This is a genomic window from Escherichia sp. HH091_1A (assembly GCF_030295175.1).
GTDB classification, from domain to species: Bacteria; Pseudomonadota; Gammaproteobacteria; order Enterobacterales; family Enterobacteriaceae; genus Escherichia; species Escherichia coli_F.
On sequence record NZ_AP025747.1, the window covers coordinates 2,801,951 to 2,823,999 of the forward strand.

Below are 22,049 nucleotides of genomic sequence, written 5' to 3' on the forward strand. Positions count from 1 at the left end.
TTGGTTATACGATTTAAAAGTTGAATAAAGAATATTATTTAAAATCATTTAGTTATACACTTAATTAAACTACTCTCGTGCGACCAAAAATCCCAAGAAAAACCAACCTATTGCGGTTGGTTTTTTTATATCTGCGATTAATTTGATAAACAGACCGCGACACATTACGGCCTGTTTATTTTCTGTTATCAGAACGTCCAGACCACACCCGCCTGGGTATTCCACGGTGATTCTACCCCCGCGCCATTGCCATAGCTGACTGACAAATGACCGCTTAACGTCGGGGTAAACGATGACCTTATCCCAGCCTGATAAACGCCACGGGTTCCGGCCACATCGTTATTAAATTTGCCGTCGTCATTAACATTCACCTGGTTAGAATCGGCGTATTCCTGACGTACGGCGGCTTTCAGCCAGGGTTCCAGCGTCGTACCGTTTTGCAGGTCCATGTGATAGCTTACCGCCGTTCCCGCTTCAGCGCGTAATATGCGGGTATTTCCCACATCCGCGCGCATGCCGTTTGATAACGTGTAGTCCTGACCATCTGTGGTAAAGCCGGTAAAGGCGAGATAGGGTCTAATACTCCACAATCCGTCAACCCAACGGAACCCGCTCTCAACATGAGCACCCGCGCCGTTACTATTGTAATCGCCAAACGCTGTTGCCCCATTACTCATCTTGCCATGGATGGTGTTGGCAAAACGGTCAACTTTCACCACCCCATCAACATAGGCACCGTTCTGATGCTCCCAACCGGCATAAGCCCCCAGGGTATAGCTATCGACATTGCCTTTGCCGCCGCGATCAAAACCAATATCAGAATGAGAGTAACCAAAGAACAAGCCGCGAATTGTACTGCTTTCTTCACGGGAGAAACGGCTATCGATACCGAGCGTCAGCCCCGTCAATGTTTGCTCAAAGCCAGCTCCCGCATCAGTGGTTACGTTGTTGCGGGTGTTAATTGCCGAACTCCACATCGCCGTATCGTAATTAACGCCTTTTACGCTACCAAGACGCTCACGTACGGTATCCAGTTCTGCATCAAATACCAGCGGTTGTGCTGCCGCCATATTCAACACATCAGTGGTTGAAGGAGTTATTTGCGTGCGATTCTCTGCCAGACTCCAGCTATGGTTGCCATTATCTTGCAAGATATATTCATACGTACCGATATCAACAACGCCTCCGGCATTGCCCAAGGTAAATGCAGCATCACCGCCGCCCGTTGTTACCAGTGTAAGGCTATCTCCTGCTGCCGGGCTGGCACCGGTGTCCGTAACGAAGATTTTGAAATTACCTGTTGCCTGATCGGTGACGTTAAGCTGATCGCTCTGGTGATTGGCCATATCGGTGCGCATATAAAAATTGCCGTTTCCCGACAGGGTATTAGTGGTCAACGTAGTGAAATTTTCCGCACTTGCCGTCACGGTTGAGCGAGTTGCTGGCTCAGCCATCATAACGACAGTTCCGTCTGACATCACCAGGTTTGCTAAATTGAGACGGGTGTTTTGGTTTATATTATTGATATCGGCAATAATAGCCCAAAAACTCTCTTCGATAGAAACATCTGCTTTACTGGTATCCACTGCGCCATGCGTTCTTAAAGATGCACCATCAGAAACCACCACGTCACCTAATAATGTAGCCGGTGTATAAAAATTTAATTCCAGCGCCATTGCATCAATAATGCCCTCATTTCCTCTGACTGTTACGTTAACCATTGTGCCAGTCCAGACATTAGCGCGACCATTATCGATAACCATATTTTCAGATATAGCATTTGAGGAATATTTTATGCTTCCATTCTGCACTGACCGACCAAGATCATAAACTGCATGTGCCTGCACTCTCGTACCAGTATCTCTTCCCAACGATTGCATGGTTGCATGCTCATCAAGGATAGTGTCAATTGCCTGAGTGCCTTCCATAACAATTAGCCCGGAACCGTCATCTAGTTCATAATTTTTAGACACGCCATCTTTTATGCTAAATTGGCCTTTACTGTTTGTACCACTCACTTCCAGCGCATTCGTTGAAACAATTAATTTTCCGCCTGCTTTTTTGTCAACGCCAGTTGCAGTCCCGCCATCCATAACCTCCAGTAAACCACCACTATCCACAGTGGTATTATAAGCGAAGTCATTCTCTTCAACCCGCAAACTTCCGCCGTTTTCCAACAGCATATTGTTAGCAACCCCATCTTTGATATCAAACTGACCGAGACGATTTGTTCCGAATACCTCCATAACCCGCGTGGTTGTTTTGATTGCACCGCCTGCTTTTTGATCTACCGCAAATGCCAATCCGCCATCTTTAATCTCCAGTAGTCCTCCCTTTTCGATAACGGCGAAGATGGCAATGCCTTCGGTTTCAACGATTAAGCGCCCGCCTTTAATCGTGGGATCATTCGCTGCGCCATAAACCTGTAACACACCATTATTGATGGTAGTTTGGTTTGCTGCACCACCCAATTGAACAATTTGATAACCATCATTTAATACTGAGTATTCTGCTGAGCCATATGCTTCAATGTACTGATACCCTCCGTTGATTTCAGCATTATTACTTACACCACATTCTTTTATATGCTGTTCTCCGCTGGGAGTGATTTTCGTATTATTTGCGGTCCCATAAACCAGCTGGATATCTTTTTCCAGGACAACACCATCAACAGTCGTTCCATACTCAACAGTTGATGCCAATGCTATGGGAGAATATAACGCTGTAGCCACCAGAACAGATATTGCGGAACGACAAAGAGAAACAGAACCAGAGTGATGCATTAATCTTTCATCCTATGAAATTAATTGCTGTAAAAGCATTGGGTACTGAAAATACCCATAGCGCCATACCCGGAGTCAGTTTTTAAAAACTGTTTAAAGAAATGCACATGTATTGTGATTGATTTTTTAGTTGTTTTTCTTGATGGGAAGTTGATGCAAAATTCCATATTTATAATGAAAATGATGCGAGGGTGAACTAATGAGCTGTACTTTTCACTACATGTCCATACATAAAATGGGGTAACATTCACGCGCCTGGTAGCGTTTCCAACGCTACGCTCAAACATAATGATTCTAATAAAACCTCAGGAGACTACTATGCCTGAAGCAACGCCTTTTCAGGTGATGATTGTGGATGATCATCCACTTATGCGACGCGGTGTTCGTCAGTTACTGGAACTTGATCCTGGCTTTGAAGTGGTCGCCGAAGCGGGCGACGGCGCAAGTGCTATCGATCTGGCGAATAGACTGGATATCGACGTGATCTTGCTGGATCTCAATATGAAAGGTATGAGTGGCCTGGATACCCTCAATGCCTTGCGCAGGGATGGCGTTACCGCGCAAATTATTATCCTGACCGTATCAGATGCCTCCAGCGATGTCTTTGCGCTGATAGACGCAGGCGCAGACGGTTATCTGTTGAAAGACAGCGACCCGGAAGTGTTGCTGGAAGCGATTCGTGCCGGAGCGAAAGGCAGCAAAGTCTTTAGCGAACGCGTCAATCAGTACTTACGTGAACGTGAAATGTTTGGCGCGGAAGAAGATCCCTTCAGCGTGCTGACGGAGCGCGAGCTGGATGTTCTGCACGAGCTGGCACAGGGGCTGTCAAATAAACAGATTGCCTCGGTGTTGAATATTTCCGAGCAGACGGTAAAAGTCCATATCCGTAATCTGCTGCGTAAACTCAATGTCCGCTCACGCGTGGCGGCCACTATTCTGTTCCTGCAACAACGTGGGGCACAATAAAAAAATAGCCCGATGGATTTATCCTCGGGCTGATATTGATGACAAACGCAAAACGGCCTGATGCGCTACGCTTATCAGGCCTTGTATTATCCCTCCTGTGCAGAGAAAATCGGCCAGTTTTCTCTGCCTGCAGTCCGCATGCCGTATCGGGCCTTAGGTTTTCAACCTGTTGCGTAGATTTATGCAGCGGACTGCCTTACTCCCAAAGTGATAAACCGGACAGTATCATGGACCGGTTTTCCCGGTAATCCGTATTTGCAAGGTTGGTTTCACTATGGAACATGAACTTCATTATATCGGTATCGACACCGCTAAAGAGAAACTGGATGTCGATGTGTTGCGTCCTGATGGTCGTCATCGCACCAAAAAATTCGCTAACACCACTAAAGGGCACGATGAGCTGGTGAGCTGGCTGAAAGGTCACAAGATTGACCATGCGCATATCTGCATCGAAGCGACCGGCACCTATATGGAACCTGTCGCAGAGTGCCTTTACGATGCTGGCTACATAGTGTCAGTCATTAATCCTGCACTGGGTAAAGCTTTCGCTCAGAGTGAAGGACTGCGTAACAAGACTGATACCGTGGATGCGCGCATGCTGGCAGAGTTCTGTCGTCAGAAGCGCCCTGCAGCCTGGGAAGCGCCTCACCCGCTTGAACGCGCGTTGCGTGCCCTGGTCGTACGCCACCAGGCGCTGACAGATATGCACACGCAGGAACTGAACCGCACTGAAACGGCGCGGGAAGTCCAGAGACCGAGCATTGATGCTCACCTTCTGTGGCTTGAAGCAGAGCTGAAGCGTCTTGAGAAGCAGATAAAAGACCTGACAGACGATGATCCGGATATGAAACACCGCAGGAAACTGCTGGAAAGTATCCCGGGTATCGGAGAGAAAACATCTGCGGTATTACTGGCTTATATCGGTCTGAAGGACCGCTTCGCCCATGCCAGACAGTTCGCCGCTTTTGCGGGTCTGACACCACGGCGTTATGAATCAGGCAGTAGTGTGAGAGGGGCAAGCCGGTTGAGTAAAGCCGGACATGTGTCGCTTCGCAGGGCGTTGTATATGCCTGCAATGGTAGCCACCAGTAAGACTGAGTGGGGACGGGCGTTCCGCGACCGTCTGGCGGCTAATGGCAAGAAAGGAAAGGTGATTCTCGGCGCGATGATGCGCAAGCTGGCACAGGTGGCGTATGGCGTGCTGAAGTCAGGGGTCCCGTTCGATGCGTCACGGCATAATCCGGTAGCTGCGTAAAAATCGCGGAAGGGATGAAAAAAACAGCGCCTGACGGCGCTGTGTCTGGCATGCCTGCAATCTGGGAAACCGGGGTAGAAAAAAACTTGCAGGCCATAACAGTATCTACGCGGATCGAGCAATGTATTGATTTCGCACGATTTTGTAGGCTGAATAAGGCGTTTACGCCGCATCTGGCATAAACAAAGCGCACTTTGCCATCAGTCTGGCCCGATGGCATCACCATCGGGCTTGTTCTTATTTACTCTCCTGTGGTGATAAATGTTGCATCGCCTGCGCGATACTGCGTTCAATCACCGCACGGCGAGTATCGTTGGCAGGTAAGAGTTTCAACATCATCTCCCACGCGGCAACGGCTTCGCCAAATCGCTGCTGCTCAAAGGCATTAAACGCATACATGCTTAACACACGGATATTGCTATGGTCCGTTCTCACCAACTGGCGTAGCAGTTCACCACCCAGGCGGTTGTCGTTGGGATCAGATGAACGTGTCAACGCTTCAGCGTATCCCAGTGCAGCATCGCTGTTCTTCGGATCGAGGCGATACGCAGTGGCGTATGCATCGGTGGCAATACTGGCGTTACCCAGCGCCATGCCAACGCGGCCCAACATAATCCAGCCTTCTATATCTCCCGGATTTTTTTGCAGTTGAGTACGCATTCCCAGCGCAAGGCGGGACATCTCTTCTTCGTTGAGCGGCTCAGCTTTCGGATCCAGCGCCCTGTCCAATAACGCCGGCGCCTGAGCCGTGGCCTGCTGCCAAATTTTCACCTGCTGATAATTGCCGGTCTGGTAGTAGCTGACGCCAGCCACAATTAACGCCACCACAATACCCGGCAGATAAACAACATATCCGGCACGCTTACCTTCCGGCACGCTTTGTTCAGGAAACTCTTCCTGCACCACGCGTACCCGACGCCGCGAGCGGGAGTAAATAACCCAACCGCCAATGCCAATAGCGACTACCGGTAGCACCCACAGCAGAACGGTCAGCGGCGTTAACGGCGGATCGTAAGTGACGAAGTTGCCATAGCGCGCCACCATATAATCGACAATCTCTTTCTTACTTTTACCTTCCTGCATCAGTTCGTACACTTTCTGGCGCAGGTCGGTGGCAATCATCGAGTTGGAATCGGCAATGCTGTTATTCTGGCATTTCGGGCAGCGCAGTTCTTCAGTAAGCTGACGAAACTGTTGTTCCTGTGCTTCATCTTTAAACTGCAACACGTCGATGGTCGCCAGCGCTGAGCCGGAGATCATCAGCATCAGCACGCCCAATAAAAACCTCATTGTGCGGCCTCCTTACTGTATTTCTCCCACAACGGCTTGATCTCTTCTTCCCAGACGCGGGGATTGAGATCACCCGCATGGCGATAGCGAATGATGCCGTTGCCGTCGATGAGGAACGTTTCTGGCGCGCCATAGACACCGAGATCCAGCCCTAACATGCCGTCGCCATCAAACAGGCTTAACGCGTAAGGATTGCCCAGCTCTTTCAGCCAGTTGATTGCCTTCTGGCGATCGTCTTTATAGTTCATGCCGACCACGCGGATGCCCTGCGCAGAAAGCTGATTCAGATATTGATGTTCCGCACGGCAGGTCGGACACCAGGTCGCCCAGACGTTAAGCAGCACTGGTTTGCCCTGAGTCAGCACATCCGCCTGATAAAACTGCCCCGGATTGTCCAGTGATTCGAGGCGAAACTTTGGCACCGGCTTGCCAATGAGCGCCGATTCCAGATTGGTCGGATCATCCCCTTCGGCATTACGTGCCAGCTGCCACAGCAACGCCGCGGCAATCGCCAGGAAGATAATCAAAGGAATTAACAATACGTTGCGCTTCATACAGCCTCCGGCGCAGTTTTCTGCGGGTTCACGCGCTTACGATAGCGAGGATCAAACAGGCACAGCAGCCCGCCCAACGCCATCATCAGCCCGCCCGCCCAAATCCAGCGAACAAACGGTTTGTAGTAAAGACGCACAGCCCACGCGCCGTTTTCCAACTCTTCACCGAGCGCTGCGTACAGGTCACGCGTGATGCCACCGTCAATCGCCGCTTCGGTCATCATCGACCCGGCAGTGTTGTAATAACGTTTTTCCGCATACAGCACCGTTTCCGGTTTACCCTCTCGCGTTACGCCGATAGTCGCCACACCGCCACGCCAGTTCGGACCAGTCACTTCTTTGACATCACGGAAGGTGAAGCGATATTCATGAATATCGACGCTATCACCGGACTTCATGCGCACATCACGCTCAACGCTATAGTTCTGGCTAAAGGCAATACCAACAATTGTTACCGCCAGCCCCAGGTGAGCCGCCACCATGCCCCAATAACTAAAGGTGGTTTTCGTGCCGCGTGAAATACGCAGCGCAGCTTCCGCAATTGCCAGCACCGCAATCCAGCAGGCCATTGCCAGGCCGAGCACCGTCATCGCCACAACTTTGCTTTCGAACAGCCACGGCAACAGCAGAGACAGCACCAGCGTAGAGATGAAGGCGATAATCAATAAATTGCGGATTTTACGTGGGCGATCGCGCCCCCAGCGCACCAGAGGACCGACACCCAGCAGTAGCGCAAACGGCACCATCAGCCAGGTAAACATGGTGTTGAAGAACGGTTCGCCAATCGAAATGCTGCCCAGTCCCAGTTGCTTGTGCACCAGCGGCAGCAGCGTCCCCAGCAATACCACCAGCATTGCGGCGACCAGCAAAACGTTGTTCGCTAACAGCAGAGATTCCCGCGACCACAGCGCATTGTTTACGCGTGAGCGAACTTTGTGTCCACGCGCGGCAAACAGCAGCAGCGAACCGCCAATCACCAGCACCATAAAAGCGAGGATAAACATACCGCGCGCCGGATCAGACGCAAACGCGTGTACCGATACCAGCACGCCGGAACGCACGAGGAAAGTCCCCAACAGACACAACGAGAAGGCACTGATTGCCAGCAGTAATGTCCACGCTTTGAAGCTGGCGCGTTGTTCAGTGACCGCCAGCGAGTGCATCAGCGCAGTACCCACCAACCACGGCATAAACGAGGCGTTTTCTACCGGATCCCAGAACCACCAGCCGCCCCAGCCGAGTTCGTAATAGGCCCATGCGGAACCGAGCACAATGCCGAGCGTCAGGAAAATCCACGCGGCCAACGTCCACGGACGGGTAAAGCGTGCGTAAGTGCTGTCCAGACGACCACTCAGCAAAGAAGCAATGGCAAAAGCAAACGCCACCGAGAAACCGACGTACCCCATATAGAGCAGGGGCGGGTGGAAGATCAGCCCTGGATCCTGCAACAGCGGGTTAAGATCGCGCCCTTCAATCGGGAAGTTTGGCAACGTGCGTGAGAACGGGTTAGAGGTAAAGAGAATGAACAGCAAAAAGCCGACACTGACCATCCCCATTATCGCCAGTACACGGGCCACAATATCCAGCGGAATACGCTGACTAAAAATCGCCACCGCAAAGGTCCAGCCGCTCATCAGCAGCACCCACAGCAGTAGCGAGCCTTCATGCGCACCCCAGGTTGCCGCCACGCGATACCACACCGGAAGCTGGGTATTGGAGTTGCTGGCAACATAGGTGACAGTAAAGTCATTCACCACGAAAGCATTGACCAGCACCAGAAATGCGCCAGCCACAGACATAAATAGCAGCCAGGCAAACAAGCGCGAAGAAGCCATCATGCGCGCATCCCCGCGCGCCACGCCCCATAGCGGATACACGGACAGCAACAGCGCAATTCCTAGCGCCAGGCACAGCAGTCCGTTACCAATTTCTGGCATCATGATGCTGGGCCCTTATAAACACTCGTCGGGCGACGGTGATTAGCTTCCATCGCTTTCTCGACTTCTGGCGGCGTGTAGTTTTCATCGTGTTTCGCCAGTACTTCTTTCGCAAGGATATGATTGCCTTTTTCCAGTTCGCCCTGCACCACAACGCCCTGCCCTTCACGGAACAGATCCGGCAAAATGCCTTCGTAAGAGACATCTACTGAACCTTCAGCGTCGTAAATAGTGAACGTTACTTTTAGCGAATTGGGATCGCGCTGCACGCTACCCGGCATTACCATCCCGCCAACGCGCAGACGCTGACCGACTTCCGGCATCTGTTGAGTTTCACGCTTGCCGTAGAGAATTTCCCCCGGCGTATAAAAAAGATCGATATTCGAGCGCAGCGCATACAACACCAGGCCGATAGTCAGCGCCAGCCCCGCCAGCACGGCACAGGCAATCCACAAACGGTTTTTACGGCGAATATTCATGCAGCCTCCTGCTGTTGCGCAGCACGTAAACGCGCCTCACGCGCCCGCTGTTGCGCCACGCCACGCAGAATTGCGCGATGCTGCAACACGGAGTGCACGACCAAAACCACCAGCGGAATAACGGTCATCACCACCGCCAGCCAGACAAAAAAGGCGTAACCGCCCATTGCGAAAAATTCATTCCAGGAAGCAAATGCAGGGGTCATTTACGGCCTCTTTTCAGTATCAGTTCACTCACCCACGGACGGCGTTTTTCCATCAGCAAAATTAAATTACGCATCCGCATCAGCGTCAGCGTGGCAGACAGCAGCAGGAAGCCAAAAATCGACCAGCGCAGCGGCGAACGCATCGCCGGATCGATACTTTGCTGCATCCGCGTTGATCCCTGATGCAGTGTGTTCCACCACTCCACGGAGTAATGAATAATCGGCAGGTTCACCACGCCAATCAGCACCAGAATACCTGCCGCTCGGCCCGCCAGACGGCGGTCGTCGAAGGCGTGCCACAGGGCAATCACACCAACATACAGAAACAGCAGCACCAGTTCAGAAGTCAGACGTGCGTCCCATACCCACCAGGTGCCCCACATCGGTTTTCCCCATGCAGAGCCGGTGACAAGGGCAATAAAGGTAAACACGGCACCAATGGGAGCCATCGCCGCGACCGCCAGGTTAGCCATTTTCATCTGCCAGACAAGGCCAATAAACGCCGCCACCGCCATTGATGCATAAATGCCCATCGACCAGATCGCCGCAGGCACATGCAGGTAGATAATGCGATAGCTATTTCCCTGCTGATAATCAGCCGGAGCAAAGCCGAATCCCCAGACCCAGCCGACGGTAAGCACGACCACACTGGCAATTGCCAGCCACGGTATAAACCAGCCACAGATTTGATACAGCCGTGGTGGGATCGCCAGTTGATGCAGTGTTTTCCACATAGTTTCGATACCAGACTCGAACAAAAATCAGTAATCCAGCGTTATTGAATGCTGATTCGTAACGCTGCCGCCGTCGCAAAAGGACTTAATGTCGCGGTGCCTGCCAGCAACGCGCCTAAAATTGCCAGATACCCGTCAACGGGCAAATGCATCGAAGCCGCGTCCATCGCGGCGGTGGCAAAGATGAGTAATGGGATAGTCAGCGGTAACACCAGTATGCTGAGCAGCACACCACCGCGTTTAAGTCCCACTGTCAGCGCCACGCCCGGTGCACCGAGAAAACCAAGCGTTGGGGTTCCCAGCAGCAGCGTCAGCGCCATCACTTGCCAGCCATAAACATCCATTCCCAGTAGCATTGCTACCAGAGGCGAAAGGATGAGTAACGGCAGACCGGTTACCATCCAGTGCGCCATCACCTTCGCCAGCACAACGGCGGGCAAGGGTAACGGCAACAACATCAATTGTTCAAGACTGCCGTCCTGCAAATCGTCACGGAACAGTCGTTCCAGTGCCAGCAAGGATGAAAGCAGCGCGGCAACCCAGATAATGCCAGGGGCAATACGCGCCAGCAGTTGCGGCTCCGGACCGATACTGAGCGGAAAAAGGGTAATAACAATCAGGAAGAACCACAGCGGGTTAGCGATTTCGGCGCTATGACGAAACGCCACGCGCAGTTCAAGACGGAAAATTCGCCAGAACATTATTCGGCCCTCGTTTTCGTCAGTGAAATGCGGCGGATTTTACTTTCAGTAACGTTGAGCGGCTGGTGGGTAGTCAGAATCACAGTCCCCCCCTGCTCCGTATGCTGCGCCATACGCTGGGTCAGACGATCGACGCCGTTAACGTCAATCGCGGTAAAAGGCTCGTCGAGTATCCATAACGTGGCACGGGTCAGCCACAGACGCGCTAAAGCGACGCGGCGTTGTTGCCCGGCAGAAAGTTGATTTACCGGAATATCTTCGAATCCGGCAAGCCCGGCCTGCGCCAGGGCTTCCAGACATTGTGCGGTATCGCCATCGCGATGATAAAAGTGCAGATTTTCTAACGCCGTCAGCCGGGTTTTGATCCCCGGCTGATGGCCTATCCATAACAGGTTTTGATGGTAGCTGTCGCGTACCTGATGCAAGGGCTGCCCTTGCCAGAGAACCTCGCCTGCGTCAGGGCGAGACAACCCCGTCAGCAAACGGAGAAGCGTTGTCTTCCCCGCGCCGTTGCTACCGGTGATTTGTACCCACTCGCCTGCGTTCAGCGTAAATGACAAACCACTAAATAAGGTTCGTTCATCCCGCTCGCAAAGTAACTCTCTGGCTTCAAGCATACCCACGCAATAACCCTGTTAAAAACCTGGCTCGACTTCGCGCATATCGGGCAGCTTGTGCGCTATCCCTTTATGGCAATCAATACAGGTTTGCCCATCTTTCACCGCCTGGTCGTGCATCTTAGCGGCAACTGATTTCTGGGCGGTTGTATCCATATACTCGAAGTTGTGACAGTTACGACACTCCTGCGAGTTATTGTCCTTCATGCGCCGCCACTCATTCTGTGCCATCGTCAGGCGATGAGCTTCAAATTTCTGCGGCGTGTCAATAACGCCAAAAATTTTACCATACAGCTCTTTACTTGCTTTGAGCTTGCGTATCATCTTCGGCACAAACTCGTGCGGAACGTGACAATCCGGACAGGTCGCACGGACGCCGCTACGGTTGTTGTAGTGCACGGAATCCATGTATTCCTGATACACCGTGTTACGCATTTCGTGGCAGCTAATGCAGAACTCTTCGGTATTGGCTTTTTCCATCCCGGTGTTAAAGCCGCCCCAGAAAACGATGCCGCCGACAAAACCGATCAACAGCAGCGTCCCCAGTGCCAGACGGCTGGGGGTACGCCACCATTTCCACAGGCGCTTAATCAGACCAGGCTTACGGTCAGAATTTCCCATAATAACCTCTTATTTCCCGTAACCTTTTGACGGGGTAAAGGTATTCACCACGATTGGCGCGGTATCAGCCTGCGGCACGTGGCATTGCAGACAGAAGTAACGACGTGGAGCCACTTCTGCACCCACTTTGCCGTCGCTGTCCATAAAGTGAGTAGGACTAATGCGCGGCGCGCCAGTGGTGCGATAGCTTTCGACACCGTGGCACTGCAAGCAGCGGTTGGTATTGGTCGTTACCTGATAACCTTCAACGCTATGCGGGATCATTGGCGGCTGATTCACATAGTTCAGCGGCATCCGATCCTGCTCTTTTGGCATCCGAATGGCCCCTTCCTGCGTCCCGGATACTTCCGGCGACTGGCTAAAATCGACGCCATTAGCCGCCCAAACCGCGCCGCTCACCACCAGGGCCAGCATCGCCGTCCATTGACACAGCGCTTTCTTCAGGTCATGGCTTTTCATGATTTCGCTCCCGAACTCCATCGTGTAGTTATTGTAAATACATCCTCAGAACAGACATCCACGCAGCGACCGCACGTCATGCAATCGCGGCTGGTGACCTGCACCGGGCTTTGTTCATCCAGCACCGGGGCACGTAGCACATGCGGTTCCGGGCAAACATGAAAACAATCCATACAGCGGTTACATTTCTGCCGATCGGTGGCCGCAACGGTAATCACACCTTTACTACCCAGCACGCCATACAGTGCACCAACCGGACAAATGTGCCCGCACCAGCCGTGTTCAACGACCAGTAGATCAAATAAAAACAGCGCGAGAATAAGCAGCGCGCCGCTGCCGAAGCCCATTACCAGGCTACGCCCCATCAGGGAAACGGGGTTGATCCATTCCCAGATGAGCGTGCCAGTTAAGGCCGATCCCACCAGAATGATCACCAACAGCACGTAGCGAATGTGGCGAGGGATCGTCGCAGACTGATTGAGGTCAAATCGTCTGCGTAACCAATTTGCTAAGTCGGTAATCGGGTTCAGCGGGCAGACCCAGCTGCAAAATAATCGCTTTCCTGCCAGGGCGTAGAGCACGGTGATAATCACCGCACCTGTCAGCGCTACCGTGGCAGGCAGATGACCGCTGGCAAGGCTTTGCAGCGTCATCAGCGGATCGGTCAGCGGAACGGTGTCGAATAACAGGCTACTGCTGTAGTTGCCGTGCAAGATCCACACACCAAACCACGGACCGCTCAAAAACATCCCCAGCACGAAGAACTGACAAAGGCGACGTAACACTAACCAACGGTGACTGCGCCACCAGCCTTTTTTCTCCAGCGCCTCGCGCCCGGCGTCACGTTTACGATTTGCCATTGTTCCCCTCCAGCCAGCCGAAGCGGTAATGGTGACCTAACTCCCCTTTCGCCAGTGACAGCGGTAACACCTTGATTGCGGGTTGTTCCAGCACGCACACTTTTTCGCACTTACCGCAGCCGGTACAGGCGTCGCTGTGAACCGTCGGCAGAAAACGGGCGTGCTTACCGGTACGCGTGTTACGCTCCAGCTCCAGGGTGATTGCCTCATCAATTTTCGGGCATTCGCGATAGCAAACATCGCAGCGCAGCCCCTGAAAGTTGAGGCAGTTCTCCTGATCCACCAGCACCGCCAGCCCCATCCGCGCGTCGTCGATCGATTCGATCTCTCGATCCAGCGCACCGCTCGGGCACACTTTGGCGCACGGAATGTCCTCACACATTTCGCAAGGAATATCTCGCGCGACAAAGTACGGCGTACCTGCCGACAGGCCAGAGGCCAGTGTCGCCAGTTTTAAGGTGTCGTAAGGGCAAGCCTGAACACACTGACCGCAACGTACGCAGGCACTGGCAAAGGCGTTCTCGTTTATGGCTCCGGGCGGGCGCAACCGCACGCCAGATGCACGTGCGGTTTGCTGTTGTAACCCCAGCGCCACACCCACGGCAGCCAGCCCGCCAGCTGTGCGAACGACATCGCGCAGAAAGCGGCGGCGACCATTTTGAGGTTTCGCTGACCGGGACATAATGGCTTACACCTTCTCCAGTTTGACCGCACACTTCTTGAAGTCCGTCTCTTTCGAGAGCGGATCGGTCGCATCCAGCGTCAGTTTGTTAACCAGCTGTGCGGCGTCGAAGAACGGCATATACACCAGGCCCTGCGGCGGACGGTTACGACCGCGCGTTTCAACAATCGAGATCACTTCGCCACGGCGAGAAACCACTTTCACTTTGTCGCCACGACGCAGATCGCGCGCTTTCGCATCCAGCGGATGAATAAACAGGACCGCTTCCGGGAAGGCACGGTGCAGTTCCGGTACACGGCGAGTCATACTGCCGGTGTGCCAGTGCTCCAGGACACGCCCGGTAGAGAGCCACAGATCGTACTCTTCATCCGGTGCTTCCGCCGCCGGTTCGAACGGCAGTGCGAAGATCACCGCTTTGCCATCCGGTTTACCGTAGAACTTGTAGCCTTCACCCGCTTTCACGTACGGGTCGTTACCTTCGCTATAACGCCACTGCGTTTCTTTACCGTTAACCACCGGCCAGCGCAGACCGCGCGCTTTGTGGTAGTCATCGAACGGCGCGAGATCGTGACCGTGACCGCGACCAAACCATGCATACTCTTCGAACAGCCCTTTTTGCAGATAGAAGCCCAGCTCGCGGGATTCATCGTTCAACTGATCTTCTGCCAGTTCGGATACCGGGAATTTGCTCACTTCCGGGGTGGCATACAGAACCTCATACAGCGTTTTGCCACGCAGTTCCGGTTTCTTCGCCAGCAACTCTTCCGGCCACACTTCTTCAGTTTTGAAGCGGCGGGAGAACTGAACTAACTGCCAGAGATCCGATTTTGCTTCGCCCGGTGCCTGTACCTGCTGACGCCAGAATTGAGTACGGCGTTCGGCGTTACCGTAAGCACCCTCTTTTTCTACCCACATTGCGGTCGGCAGGATCAAGTCGGCTGCCAGCGCACTGACTGTCGGATACGGATCGGAAACGATGATAAAGTTGCGCGGATCGCGCCAGCCCGGCATACGCTCTTCATTAATGTTCGGCCCGGCTTGCATGTTGTTGGTACACATGGTCCAGTAAACATTCAGTTTGCCGTCTTTCAGCGCACGGTCCTGTGCCACCGCGTGCAGGCCGATTTTCGCCGGAATGGTGCCGCTCGGGATATTCCACTTCTTCTCGCAGATATCACGGTGTTTCTCATTGGTCACCACCATGTCCGCAGGCAGACGGTGAGCAAAGGTGCCCACTTCTCGCGCAGTACCACACGCGGAAGGCTGCCCGGTCAGGGAGAACGGACCGCAACCCGGCTGAGAAATTTTGCCAGTCAGCAAGTGTAGGTTGTAGACCAGGTTGTTGGCCCACACGCCACGGGTATGCTGGTTGAAGCCCATCGTCCAGTAGGAGATGACTTTCTTGTTCGGATCGGCATACAGCTGCGCCAGTTGTTCTAGCTGGTCTTTCGGCACGCCGGTCATTTCAGCGGTTTTTTCCAGCGTATACTCGGCAACGAAGGCTTTGTAATCTTCAAAGCTCATCGGCTCGGAAGCGTCAGAACCTGGATTCTTCGCTGCTTTTTCCAGCGGATGGGTCGGACGTAAACCGTAGCCGATGTCCGTCGCCCCTTTACGCAGGTTAACGTGTTTGCTAAAGAAGTCCTGATTTATCGCGTTGTTTTGAATGATATAGTTGGCGATGTAGTTCAGGATCACCAGGTCAGACTGTGGCGTAAAGATGATGCCGTTATCCGCCAGCTCGAAGCTACGATGCTGGTAGGTAGAAAGCACCGCCACGGTGACGTTCTGGTTAGAGAGACGACGGTTGGTGATGCGCGACCAGAGAATCGGGTGCATCTCCGCCATGTTAGCGCCCCACAGCACAAACGCGTCAGCCTGTTCGATGTCGTCATAGCAGCCCATCGGCTCATCCATACCAAAGGTACGCATAAAGCCAACTACCGCCGACGCCATACAGTGACGCGCGTTCGGGTCGATGTTGTTCGAACGGAAGCCCGCTTTGAACAGCTTGGACGCGGCATAACCTTCCCAGATAGTCCACTGACCAGAACCGAACATACCGATCGATTCCGGCCCTTTTTCTTTCAGGGCAGTTTTGAATTTTTCTTCCATCACATCGAAGGCTTGATCCCAGGTGATTGGGGTGAACTCGCCTTCTTTGTCATATTTACCGTTTTTCATACGCAGCAGCGGCTGCGTCAAACGGTCTTTACCGTACATGATTTTGGGCAGGAAATAGCCCTTAATGCAGTTCAGACCACGGTTAACCGGTGCGTCCGGGTCTCCCTGACAGGCCACCACACGCCCCTGCTGCGTTCCGACCAGAACGCCACAACCAGTACCGCAGAAACGGCATGGTGCTTTATCCCATTTAATGGCTTCCTGCTGACCAACAACGGCGCGGGCAACGCCCGGCACGCTGAGACCGGCAGCCGCCGCAGCGGCCGCAACGGCGTTAGCTTTCATAAAGCTACGACGACTGAGTTTCATGGTGTTTCCTCACCTTGCTCTTCCTGCTGGTGATAAACCAGCGACCCCGCCAGCACGCCCTCTACGTTGCGTACTGACTCTATGGTTTGGATCAGCGTTTCGCTGTCTTCTGCTTCCACCACCACAATCAACTGACCGCTCGGCGCGTCGCTGACAGCGACTTCACAGCCGGGAAAGGCGTTCAGTTGGGTGCTGATGTCTGAAATTCGTTCGCTTTTGGCCTGCACGACCAGGCTGCAAACTTGCCAGTTAGTGTGCATGGAGATACTCCGCAGTTATGGCTGATACCGGACAGCTGGCTGCACATGCTCCACATCCGTTGCAAAGTTGGCTATTAAGTTGCGGCTGGTAGATCCCGGAGAGCGTCGGGCGAAAGATAATTGCCATTGGCTCACAGCTATCCTGACAGCGGCGGCATTCAACTGTTTGATACGCCAGGCATGCCTCCCCGATGGTGAACAGCAAATCCCAGGCCCTGGTGTGGCGCGGAGAAAATAGCGATTCGGGGCAAGCTTGCGCGCAGGCATAACAGAAGCTGCACTCGTTATTTTTGAAATTAACGCTCGGATAGCCCCCCGCGCCGCGTTGCAGAATGTTGTTTTCACAAGCATTAATACAGGCGTCACAGCGGGTGCAATGGGTCAGAAAATGAGATTCATCACCGGACCAGGGCGGACGGATACCGTTACTGGCTTTGCGCCAGCGACCAGTGAGTATGCCCCGACGGGATGCATCAATCTTCACATTGACCTTCCATCATTAATACGCTCTGAAAATTGAGAGCGACCAAATAAACCGCATAATTAATAAGCCATTTTTATAGCCGCTAAGATATTAAAGGATGTGTCAAAGATGCATACCCCGATCGAGGTAAAACCTGTAGCAGGATCAAAAGAGTGGCGGGAAGCGTGGCAAAAACGGGCTTTTGCTCACATTTCAAATGGTTATAAACATATTTATATAGCGATTAATTCGCCAGAGATATTTATACTGGTTTGTTCTCTCGTCAGAATTTAACACTAAAAGAGCAGGTAAAATTGTCTGAATGTTCTTTAAGTTATTCATAAAGCAAATTAATAAATCTGATGAATATGTTAACCTTCAGCGACATCATCGGTGAAAACCTATAAATGACGAAGGGAATACAACAATGAAGACCATTCTACCTGCAGTATTGTTTGCCGCTTTCGCTACCACTTCCGCCTGGGCGGCAGAGAGCGTCCAGCCACTGGAAAAAATCGCGCCTTATCCGCAAGCTGAAAAAGGCATGAAGCGTCAGGTGATTCAGTTAACCCCGCAAGAAGATGAATCTACCCTGAAAGTAGAACTGTTAATCGGTCAGACGCTGGAAGTCGATTGCAATTTGCATCGTCTCGGCGGGAAGCTGGAAAGCAAAACGCTGGAAGGCTGGGGCTATGATTATTACGTCTTTGATAAAGTTAGCTCGCCGGTTTCCACGATGATGGCCTGCCCGGATGGCAAGAAAGAGAAGAAATTTGTCACCGCGTATCTGGGCGATGCTGGAATGCTGCGTTACAACAGCAAGCTGCCGATCGTGGTGTATACGCCAGACAATGTGGATGTGAAATACCGCATCTGGAAGGCGGAAGAGAAAATTGACAACGCGGTAGTCCGCTAAACTGCCGTGAAGTGCTCCACCCCGTAGGTCGGATAAGGCGGTCACGCCGCATCCGACATCCAACGCCCGAGCCGGTTGCCTGATGCGACGCTGGCGCGTCTTATCAGGCCTACACCGCTGTGAAGTGCTCCACCCCGTAGGTCGGATAAGGCGGTCACGCCGCATCCGACATCTAACGCCCAAGCCGGTTGACTGATGCGACGCTGGCGCGTCTTATCAGCATACGCCACATCCGGCATAACATGCCGGATGTGGCACATCATTACAACGCAATATCCGCGACTACTTTTTGAACGGGTTGCAGCTTCAACTGCGGTTTTGGCGTACTGTCCGCTACCTGCGGCTTGTCGTATTTCAGCCCCAGCACTTCGCTGGTGTACTGCAACTCGCGTTCTGTTGCCGCCACATCACCATTCAGCTTGCGTCCATAAGACGGAACAATCGCTTTCAGCGTGGCCTGCCATTGTGGGCTTGAAACGCGATCGCCAAATACTTTTTCCAGCAGATTCAACATAATCGGCGCGGCGGTTGACGCCCCTGGCGATGCCCCCAACAACGCGGCAATGGTCCCTTGCTGGTCACTGACCACTTCGGTACCCAGACGCAGTACGCCACCTTTCTCGGCATCACGCTTGATAATCTGCACGCGCTGCCCCGCTTGCCACAAACGCCAGTCCTCTTTTTTCGCCTGCGGATAGTACTCTTTCAACGCTTCAAAACGATCCTCTTCACTCAACATCACCTGACTCACCAGATATTTCACCAGATCGAAATTATCCAGCCCAACGTGCATCATCGGCATCACGTTTGAGGTGGTGGTGGAACTCATCAGATCCCACAATGAACCGTTTTTGAGGAATTTAGTTGAGAAGGTGGCAAATGGCCCAAACAGCACGACGCGTTTACCGTCCAGAACACGGGTATCGATATGCGGAACCGACATCGGTGGTGCGCCAACGGAGGCTTTACCGTAAACCTTCGCCAGATGGTGATTAACCACGTCCGGGTTTTCCGAAACAAGGAACTGTCCGCCCACCGGGAAACCGGCGTAGTCTTTCGCCTCCGGAATCCCCGATTCCTGTAACAGTTTCAGCGCCGCACCGCCCGCGCCGATAAAGACAAATTTGGCGCGGATGTTCTGTGCAGTGCCGTTTTTCAGATCGGCAACGGTGACGGTCCAGCTGTTATCGTCATTACGCTTTAGGGCGCGGACTTCGCTGCTGAGTTGCAGCGAGAAGTTAGATTTCTTCTGTAAGGAGGCGATCAACTGGCGGGTGATCTCGCCGTAGTTCACATCTGTGCCAATTTCTGTGCGCGTAGCCGCCACTTTCTGTTGCGGATCGCGCCCTTCCATCACTAATGGTGCCCACTCCTTGATCTGCGCGTGATCTTCAGAGTAACGCATACCGCGAAACAGCGAGCTTTGTTGCAACGCGGCGTAACGGGCGCGCAGGAAATTAACGTTATCCTCGCCCCAGACAAAGCTCATATGCGGAACGGTATTGATAAATGAACGCGGAGTACGCAGCACACCGCGCTCGACCTGGTGCGCCCAGAACTGGCGGGAAATCTGAAATGCTTCGTTTATGGCGACTGCTTTTTCAATACTGATGCTGCCGTCGGCATTTTGCGGGGTGTAATTGAGTTCCATCAGTGCAGAATGCCCGGTTCCGGCGTTGTTCCAGCCGTTCGAACTCTCCTGCGCGACCTCCTCCAGACGCTCCACCATGGTCATCGACCATTCAGGCTCCAGCTCGCGTAAATAGGTCCCCAACGTGGCGCTCATAATGCCGCCGCCAATCAACAGTACATCAGTTTCCTGCTCCTCGGACGCTTTCGCTTTTGCCGTCATCGAAACGGCATTAAGCCCCACGGCCATCGAGAAGAGCATGGCAGTCACTTTTTTCATCTTGTTAATGCCTTACTTTTAGTCGCTTTATTGCAGGTGAGATTTGCGCGGCATCAACGGTAACACTTAAGTAACAACATTTAAATAATGTTTATAAATTATATTCTAATTTTAGAAACATTATAATTTCGTTGATTAATTATAGGGTTATTAGAAACGAAGGGTTTTTTAGAATATTGACCTGGCGGCAGCAGTCCGCCAGGTCAGCGTCGAAATATTATGCCGTCCGGGCAACGGCATCACGCGAAGCAGCATCGCGCTCTTCGCCTGTCAGCTCGCTAAGTAGCCCGTTGCGCATTTCCAGCAGGCGGTCAGCGTGGATAAAGTAATGATCATCATGACTGATGGCGAAAATCGTTTTACCCATCTCCTGCATCAGCGGCAGCAGCACCTGATAAAACTCACGACGGAAGTGTGGGTCCTGATCCGCCGCCCATTCATCCAACAGGATAATATCGCGTTCTTCTGCCAGCGCCAGCAACAGCGCGACGCGTTTTTTCTGCCCTTTTGATAACTTCAGGTTAACAATACGCCCGTTGCTTAACTCAAGCTTATGAGCCATTTTCAGCTGCGCCAGCCACTTCTCAACCAGTTGCGGGTTAGCAGGTTTCCCCTCCGGCCCCAGCAGTTGATCAAACAACCAGACATCGGTAAACACTGCCGAAAACAGTTTGCGATAATCTTCCGGTTGTTCGCCGCTGACAGGTTTGCCATCCAGCAAAATTTCGCCGCTTTGTGGTTGATACAAGCCCGTCAGCAACATGGCCAGTGTCGATTTTCCGCTACCGTTGCCGCCAATCAGAAACAGCAGTTCGCCACGTTTAATGGTGAGGTTAATCGGCCCAACGGAAAACGCGTTATCCTGATAAGCAAACGTAACATTGCGCAGCTCCAGCGTTTGCCAGTTGGGAAACGTCTGCGGACGCGGAAACTCAGCTTTGAAAGGTGCGAGCGCGAATTTATTCAGCTTGTTAAACGCTACCTGCGCCGTCAGCAGCGTCGGTAATGCGCCAACCGCCGCAAGCAGCGGCGTACGCAGGAATAACAGCGTTAGCGAATAGGTCGCGGCAACGTTGGTATCAGCCCAACCGAGACTGTTCGCCATCCAGAACACCAGGCCGATTGCGCCCAGCATCATGATGTTTGACCAGTTCACAGCACTAAGATGGAAGGTGTCTGCGCGGATGATATGATGGCGATACTCTTGCGCATCAGGAATGTAGAGGTTGTTAAACACATACTCGGCGCGTTCACGGTTAAGAGTCAGCTCTTTGCGCCCTTCGAGTACAGTTTGAAAATCCGTGTACAGCTTGTCTTCGGTTTCACGCAGGGTCGCCATATGTTTGTAAACCCGCGCCACCAGTACAAAACCGCCCCAGATGGTGACCGCCATCCAGATAGCCGTTACCAGCAACATCTTGCCCGACAGCATCCACAGATACGCCGCCGAACCGATAGTGAGAATGATCCCCTGCACCAGTTCTGGCAGACGAACAAACGCAATAGTGATATTGCGCACATCGCTGGTTAACCCCGCCAGCAACGAGGCGCTACCGAGTTGTTCGATACGCTCGACGTGAGTATCCAGAATCCGCTTGATAAATTCGCTACGCAGTCGGTAAACGAAATGATGCCCCAGAGTGGTGAGCGCCAGTTGCGAACCTAGCGTCACCGCCATTAGCAGCAGCAATAAACCGAGAAACTCCGGCAATACCAGCAGACTGGTATCCGCCGTTTCGATAAGGCGCTGATTGATAAAAGCAATTAAGCCAATGCCTAATGCCGCACTGGCGAGGCTTAGCGCCATCACACTGATAAATGGCCAGCGATACTGCCGCCAGACAAGTACAAGAAGTTCCATGCA

General features: G+C 52.8%; 22 protein-coding genes. 4 read left to right on the plus strand and 18 right to left on the minus strand.

What is annotated here, in order from left to right; all coding sequences use genetic code 11:
• Window positions 1–188: 188 nt before the first annotated feature.
• Window positions 189–2,783, minus strand: coding sequence for an autotransporter YejO (yejO, locus tag QUF14_RS14230; RefSeq protein ID WP_000546504.1), 2,595 nt, complete (start codon window positions 2,781–2,783; stop codon window positions 189–191).
• Window positions 2,784–3,101: 318 nt separating this feature from the next.
• Here yejO and narP point away from each other — a divergent pair, with 318 nt between their 5' ends.
• Window positions 3,102–3,749 carry a nitrate/nitrite response regulator protein NarP gene (gene narP, locus QUF14_RS14235; RefSeq protein ID WP_001113637.1) on the plus strand — a complete coding sequence of 216 codons (648 nt, stop codon included), beginning with the start codon at window positions 3,102–3,104 and terminating at the stop codon, window positions 3,747–3,749.
• A 274-nt stretch (window positions 3,750–4,023) separates the two neighbouring features.
• A complete protein-coding gene (locus QUF14_RS14240) occupies window positions 4,024–5,004 on the plus strand; it encodes an IS110-like element IS621 family transposase (protein ID WP_000399629.1) in 981 nt (326 codons plus the stop codon).
• A 237-nt stretch (window positions 5,005–5,241) separates the two neighbouring features.
• On the opposite strand, the gene ccmH is transcribed toward QUF14_RS14240, so the two are convergent.
• The 15 genes from ccmH to napF are packed head-to-tail and all read right to left on the minus strand — an operon-like array spanning window position 5,242 to window position 17,381.
• On the minus strand, window positions 5,242–6,294 hold the full coding sequence (ccmH, locus tag QUF14_RS14245; protein WP_001211597.1) for a cytochrome c-type biogenesis thiol:disulfide oxidoreductase CcmH: 1,053 nt from the start codon (window positions 6,292–6,294) through the stop codon (window positions 5,242–5,244).
• Entirely contained in the window at window positions 6,291–6,848 is a 558-nt protein-coding gene (gene dsbE, locus QUF14_RS14250; protein WP_000828281.1) for a thiol:disulfide interchange protein DsbE, read from the minus strand. The genes ccmH and dsbE overlap by 4 nt, the downstream gene beginning before the upstream one ends.
• Window positions 6,845–8,788, minus strand: a complete 1,944-nt coding sequence (gene ccmF / locus QUF14_RS14255; protein ID WP_000982452.1) for a cytochrome c-type biogenesis heme lyase CcmF — start codon at window positions 8,786–8,788, stop codon at window positions 6,845–6,847. Before ccmF ends, dsbE begins: the two co-directional genes overlap by 4 nt.
• A complete protein-coding gene (gene ccmE, locus QUF14_RS14260) occupies window positions 8,785–9,264 on the minus strand; it encodes a cytochrome c maturation protein CcmE (protein WP_001026421.1) in 480 nt (159 codons plus the stop codon). Before ccmE ends, ccmF begins: the two co-directional genes overlap by 4 nt.
• Window positions 9,261–9,470, minus strand: a complete 210-nt coding sequence (gene ccmD / locus QUF14_RS14265; protein WP_000186536.1) for a heme exporter protein CcmD — start codon at window positions 9,468–9,470, stop codon at window positions 9,261–9,263. The genes ccmE and ccmD overlap by 4 nt, the downstream gene beginning before the upstream one ends.
• Window positions 9,467–10,204 (minus strand): heme exporter protein CcmC, encoded by a 738-nt coding sequence (ccmC, locus tag QUF14_RS14270; protein WP_001468980.1) that lies wholly within the window; start codon window positions 10,202–10,204, stop codon window positions 9,467–9,469. Before ccmC ends, ccmD begins: the two co-directional genes overlap by 4 nt.
• Window positions 10,205–10,245: 41 nt before the next feature.
• Entirely contained in the window at window positions 10,246–10,908 is a 663-nt protein-coding gene (gene ccmB / locus QUF14_RS14275) for a heme exporter protein CcmB (protein WP_000971730.1), read from the minus strand.
• Window positions 10,905–11,528 (minus strand): cytochrome c biogenesis heme-transporting ATPase CcmA, encoded by a 624-nt coding sequence (ccmA, locus tag QUF14_RS14280; protein ID WP_000525591.1) that lies wholly within the window; start codon window positions 11,526–11,528, stop codon window positions 10,905–10,907. The genes ccmB and ccmA overlap by 4 nt, the downstream gene beginning before the upstream one ends.
• A gap of 12 nt (window positions 11,529–11,540) precedes the next feature.
• A complete protein-coding gene (napC, locus tag QUF14_RS14285) occupies window positions 11,541–12,143 on the minus strand; it encodes a cytochrome c-type protein NapC (RefSeq protein WP_000528376.1) in 603 nt (200 codons plus the stop codon).
• Window positions 12,144–12,152: 9 nt separating this feature from the next.
• The gene (gene napB / locus QUF14_RS14290) at window positions 12,153–12,602 is read right to left on the minus strand and encodes a nitrate reductase cytochrome c-type subunit (RefSeq protein WP_000835175.1); all 450 of its coding nucleotides are present in this window, start codon (window positions 12,600–12,602) and stop codon (window positions 12,153–12,155) included.
• On the minus strand, window positions 12,599–13,462 hold the full coding sequence (gene napH, locus QUF14_RS14295; RefSeq protein WP_000013499.1) for a quinol dehydrogenase ferredoxin subunit NapH: 864 nt from the start codon (window positions 13,460–13,462) through the stop codon (window positions 12,599–12,601). Before napH ends, napB begins: the two co-directional genes overlap by 4 nt.
• Entirely contained in the window at window positions 13,449–14,144 is a 696-nt protein-coding gene (gene napG, locus QUF14_RS14300) for a ferredoxin-type protein NapG (protein ID WP_000091291.1), read from the minus strand. Before napG ends, napH begins: the two co-directional genes overlap by 14 nt.
• A gap of 6 nt (window positions 14,145–14,150) precedes the next feature.
• Window positions 14,151–16,637, minus strand: a complete 2,487-nt coding sequence (gene napA / locus QUF14_RS14305; protein WP_000778067.1) for a periplasmic nitrate reductase subunit alpha — start codon at window positions 16,635–16,637, stop codon at window positions 14,151–14,153.
• Window positions 16,634–16,897 (minus strand): chaperone NapD, encoded by a 264-nt coding sequence (gene napD / locus QUF14_RS14310; protein ID WP_100733825.1) that lies wholly within the window; start codon window positions 16,895–16,897, stop codon window positions 16,634–16,636. The genes napA and napD overlap by 4 nt, the downstream gene beginning before the upstream one ends.
• The gene (gene napF / locus QUF14_RS14315) at window positions 16,887–17,381 is read right to left on the minus strand and encodes a ferredoxin-type protein NapF (RefSeq protein ID WP_000686721.1); all 495 of its coding nucleotides are present in this window, start codon (window positions 17,379–17,381) and stop codon (window positions 16,887–16,889) included. The genes napD and napF overlap by 11 nt, the downstream gene beginning before the upstream one ends.
• A gap of 108 nt (window positions 17,382–17,489) precedes the next feature.
• Between napF and yojO the strand changes: the two genes are divergently transcribed.
• Both yojO and eco read left to right on the plus strand, forming a co-directional pair.
• Window positions 17,490–17,654, plus strand: a complete 165-nt coding sequence (yojO, locus tag QUF14_RS14320) for a protein YojO (RefSeq protein WP_038812969.1) — start codon at window positions 17,490–17,492, stop codon at window positions 17,652–17,654.
• A gap of 133 nt (window positions 17,655–17,787) precedes the next feature.
• Complete coding sequence (eco, locus tag QUF14_RS14325) at window positions 17,788–18,276, plus strand: serine protease inhibitor ecotin (RefSeq protein WP_000849212.1); 489 nt, start codon at window positions 17,788–17,790, stop codon at window positions 18,274–18,276.
• A gap of 262 nt (window positions 18,277–18,538) precedes the next feature.
• Here eco and mqo read toward each other — a convergent pair whose 3' ends face one another.
• Both mqo and yojI read right to left on the minus strand, forming a co-directional pair.
• Window positions 18,539–20,185: a malate dehydrogenase (quinone) gene (gene mqo, locus QUF14_RS14330; RefSeq protein ID WP_000758093.1), complete on the minus strand. Its 1,647-nt coding sequence runs from the start codon at window positions 20,183–20,185 to the stop codon at window positions 18,539–18,541.
• A gap of 217 nt (window positions 20,186–20,402) precedes the next feature.
• Entirely contained in the window at window positions 20,403–22,046 is a 1,644-nt protein-coding gene (yojI, locus tag QUF14_RS14335; protein WP_100733824.1) for a microcin J25 efflux ABC transporter YojI, read from the minus strand.
• Window positions 22,047–22,049: the final 3 nt, after the last annotated feature.

Bases quoted from the DNA above. Each gene is read 5' to 3' on its own strand.
- ccmH (WP_001211597.1), bottom strand. From the start codon at position 6,294: ATGAGGTTTTTATTGGGCGTGCTGATGCTGATGATCTCCGGCTCAGCG.
- mqo (WP_000758093.1), bottom strand. From the start codon at position 20,185: ATGAAAAAAGTGACTGCCATGCTCTTCTCGATGGCCGTGGGGCTTAAT.
- napB (WP_000835175.1), bottom strand. From the start codon at position 12,602: ATGAAAAGCCATGACCTGAAGAAAGCGCTGTGTCAATGGACGGCGATG.
- napD (WP_100733825.1), bottom strand. From the start codon at position 16,897: ATGCACACTAACTGGCAAGTTTGCAGCCTGGTCGTGCAGGCCAAAAGC.
- narP (WP_001113637.1), top strand. From the start codon at position 3,102: ATGCCTGAAGCAACGCCTTTTCAGGTGATGATTGTGGATGATCATCCA.
- yojO (WP_038812969.1), top strand. From the start codon at position 17,490: ATGCATACCCCGATCGAGGTAAAACCTGTAGCAGGATCAAAAGAGTGG.
- yojI (WP_100733824.1), bottom strand. From the start codon at position 22,046: ATGGAACTTCTTGTACTTGTCTGGCGGCAGTATCGCTGGCCATTTATC.
- ccmC (WP_001468980.1), bottom strand. From the start codon at position 10,204: ATGTGGAAAACACTGCATCAACTGGCGATCCCACCACGGCTGTATCAA.
- napG (WP_000091291.1), bottom strand. From the start codon at position 14,144: ATGTCCCGGTCAGCGAAACCTCAAAATGGTCGCCGCCGCTTTCTGCGC.
- eco (WP_000849212.1), top strand. From the start codon at position 17,788: ATGAAGACCATTCTACCTGCAGTATTGTTTGCCGCTTTCGCTACCACT.
- dsbE (WP_000828281.1), bottom strand. From the start codon at position 6,848: ATGAAGCGCAACGTATTGTTAATTCCTTTGATTATCTTCCTGGCGATT.
- napH (WP_000013499.1), bottom strand. From the start codon at position 13,462: ATGGCAAATCGTAAACGTGACGCCGGGCGCGAGGCGCTGGAGAAAAAA.
- napA (WP_000778067.1), bottom strand. From the start codon at position 16,637: ATGAAACTCAGTCGTCGTAGCTTTATGAAAGCTAACGCCGTTGCGGCC.
- napC (WP_000528376.1), bottom strand. From the start codon at position 12,143: ATGGGAAATTCTGACCGTAAGCCTGGTCTGATTAAGCGCCTGTGGAAA.
- QUF14_RS14240 (WP_000399629.1), top strand. From the start codon at position 4,024: ATGGAACATGAACTTCATTATATCGGTATCGACACCGCTAAAGAGAAA.
- yejO (WP_000546504.1), bottom strand. From the start codon at position 2,783: ATGCATCACTCTGGTTCTGTTTCTCTTTGTCGTTCCGCAATATCTGTT.
- ccmF (WP_000982452.1), bottom strand. From the start codon at position 8,788: ATGATGCCAGAAATTGGTAACGGACTGCTGTGCCTGGCGCTAGGAATT.
- ccmE (WP_001026421.1), bottom strand. From the start codon at position 9,264: ATGAATATTCGCCGTAAAAACCGTTTGTGGATTGCCTGTGCCGTGCTG.
- ccmD (WP_000186536.1), bottom strand. From the start codon at position 9,470: ATGACCCCTGCATTTGCTTCCTGGAATGAATTTTTCGCAATGGGCGGT.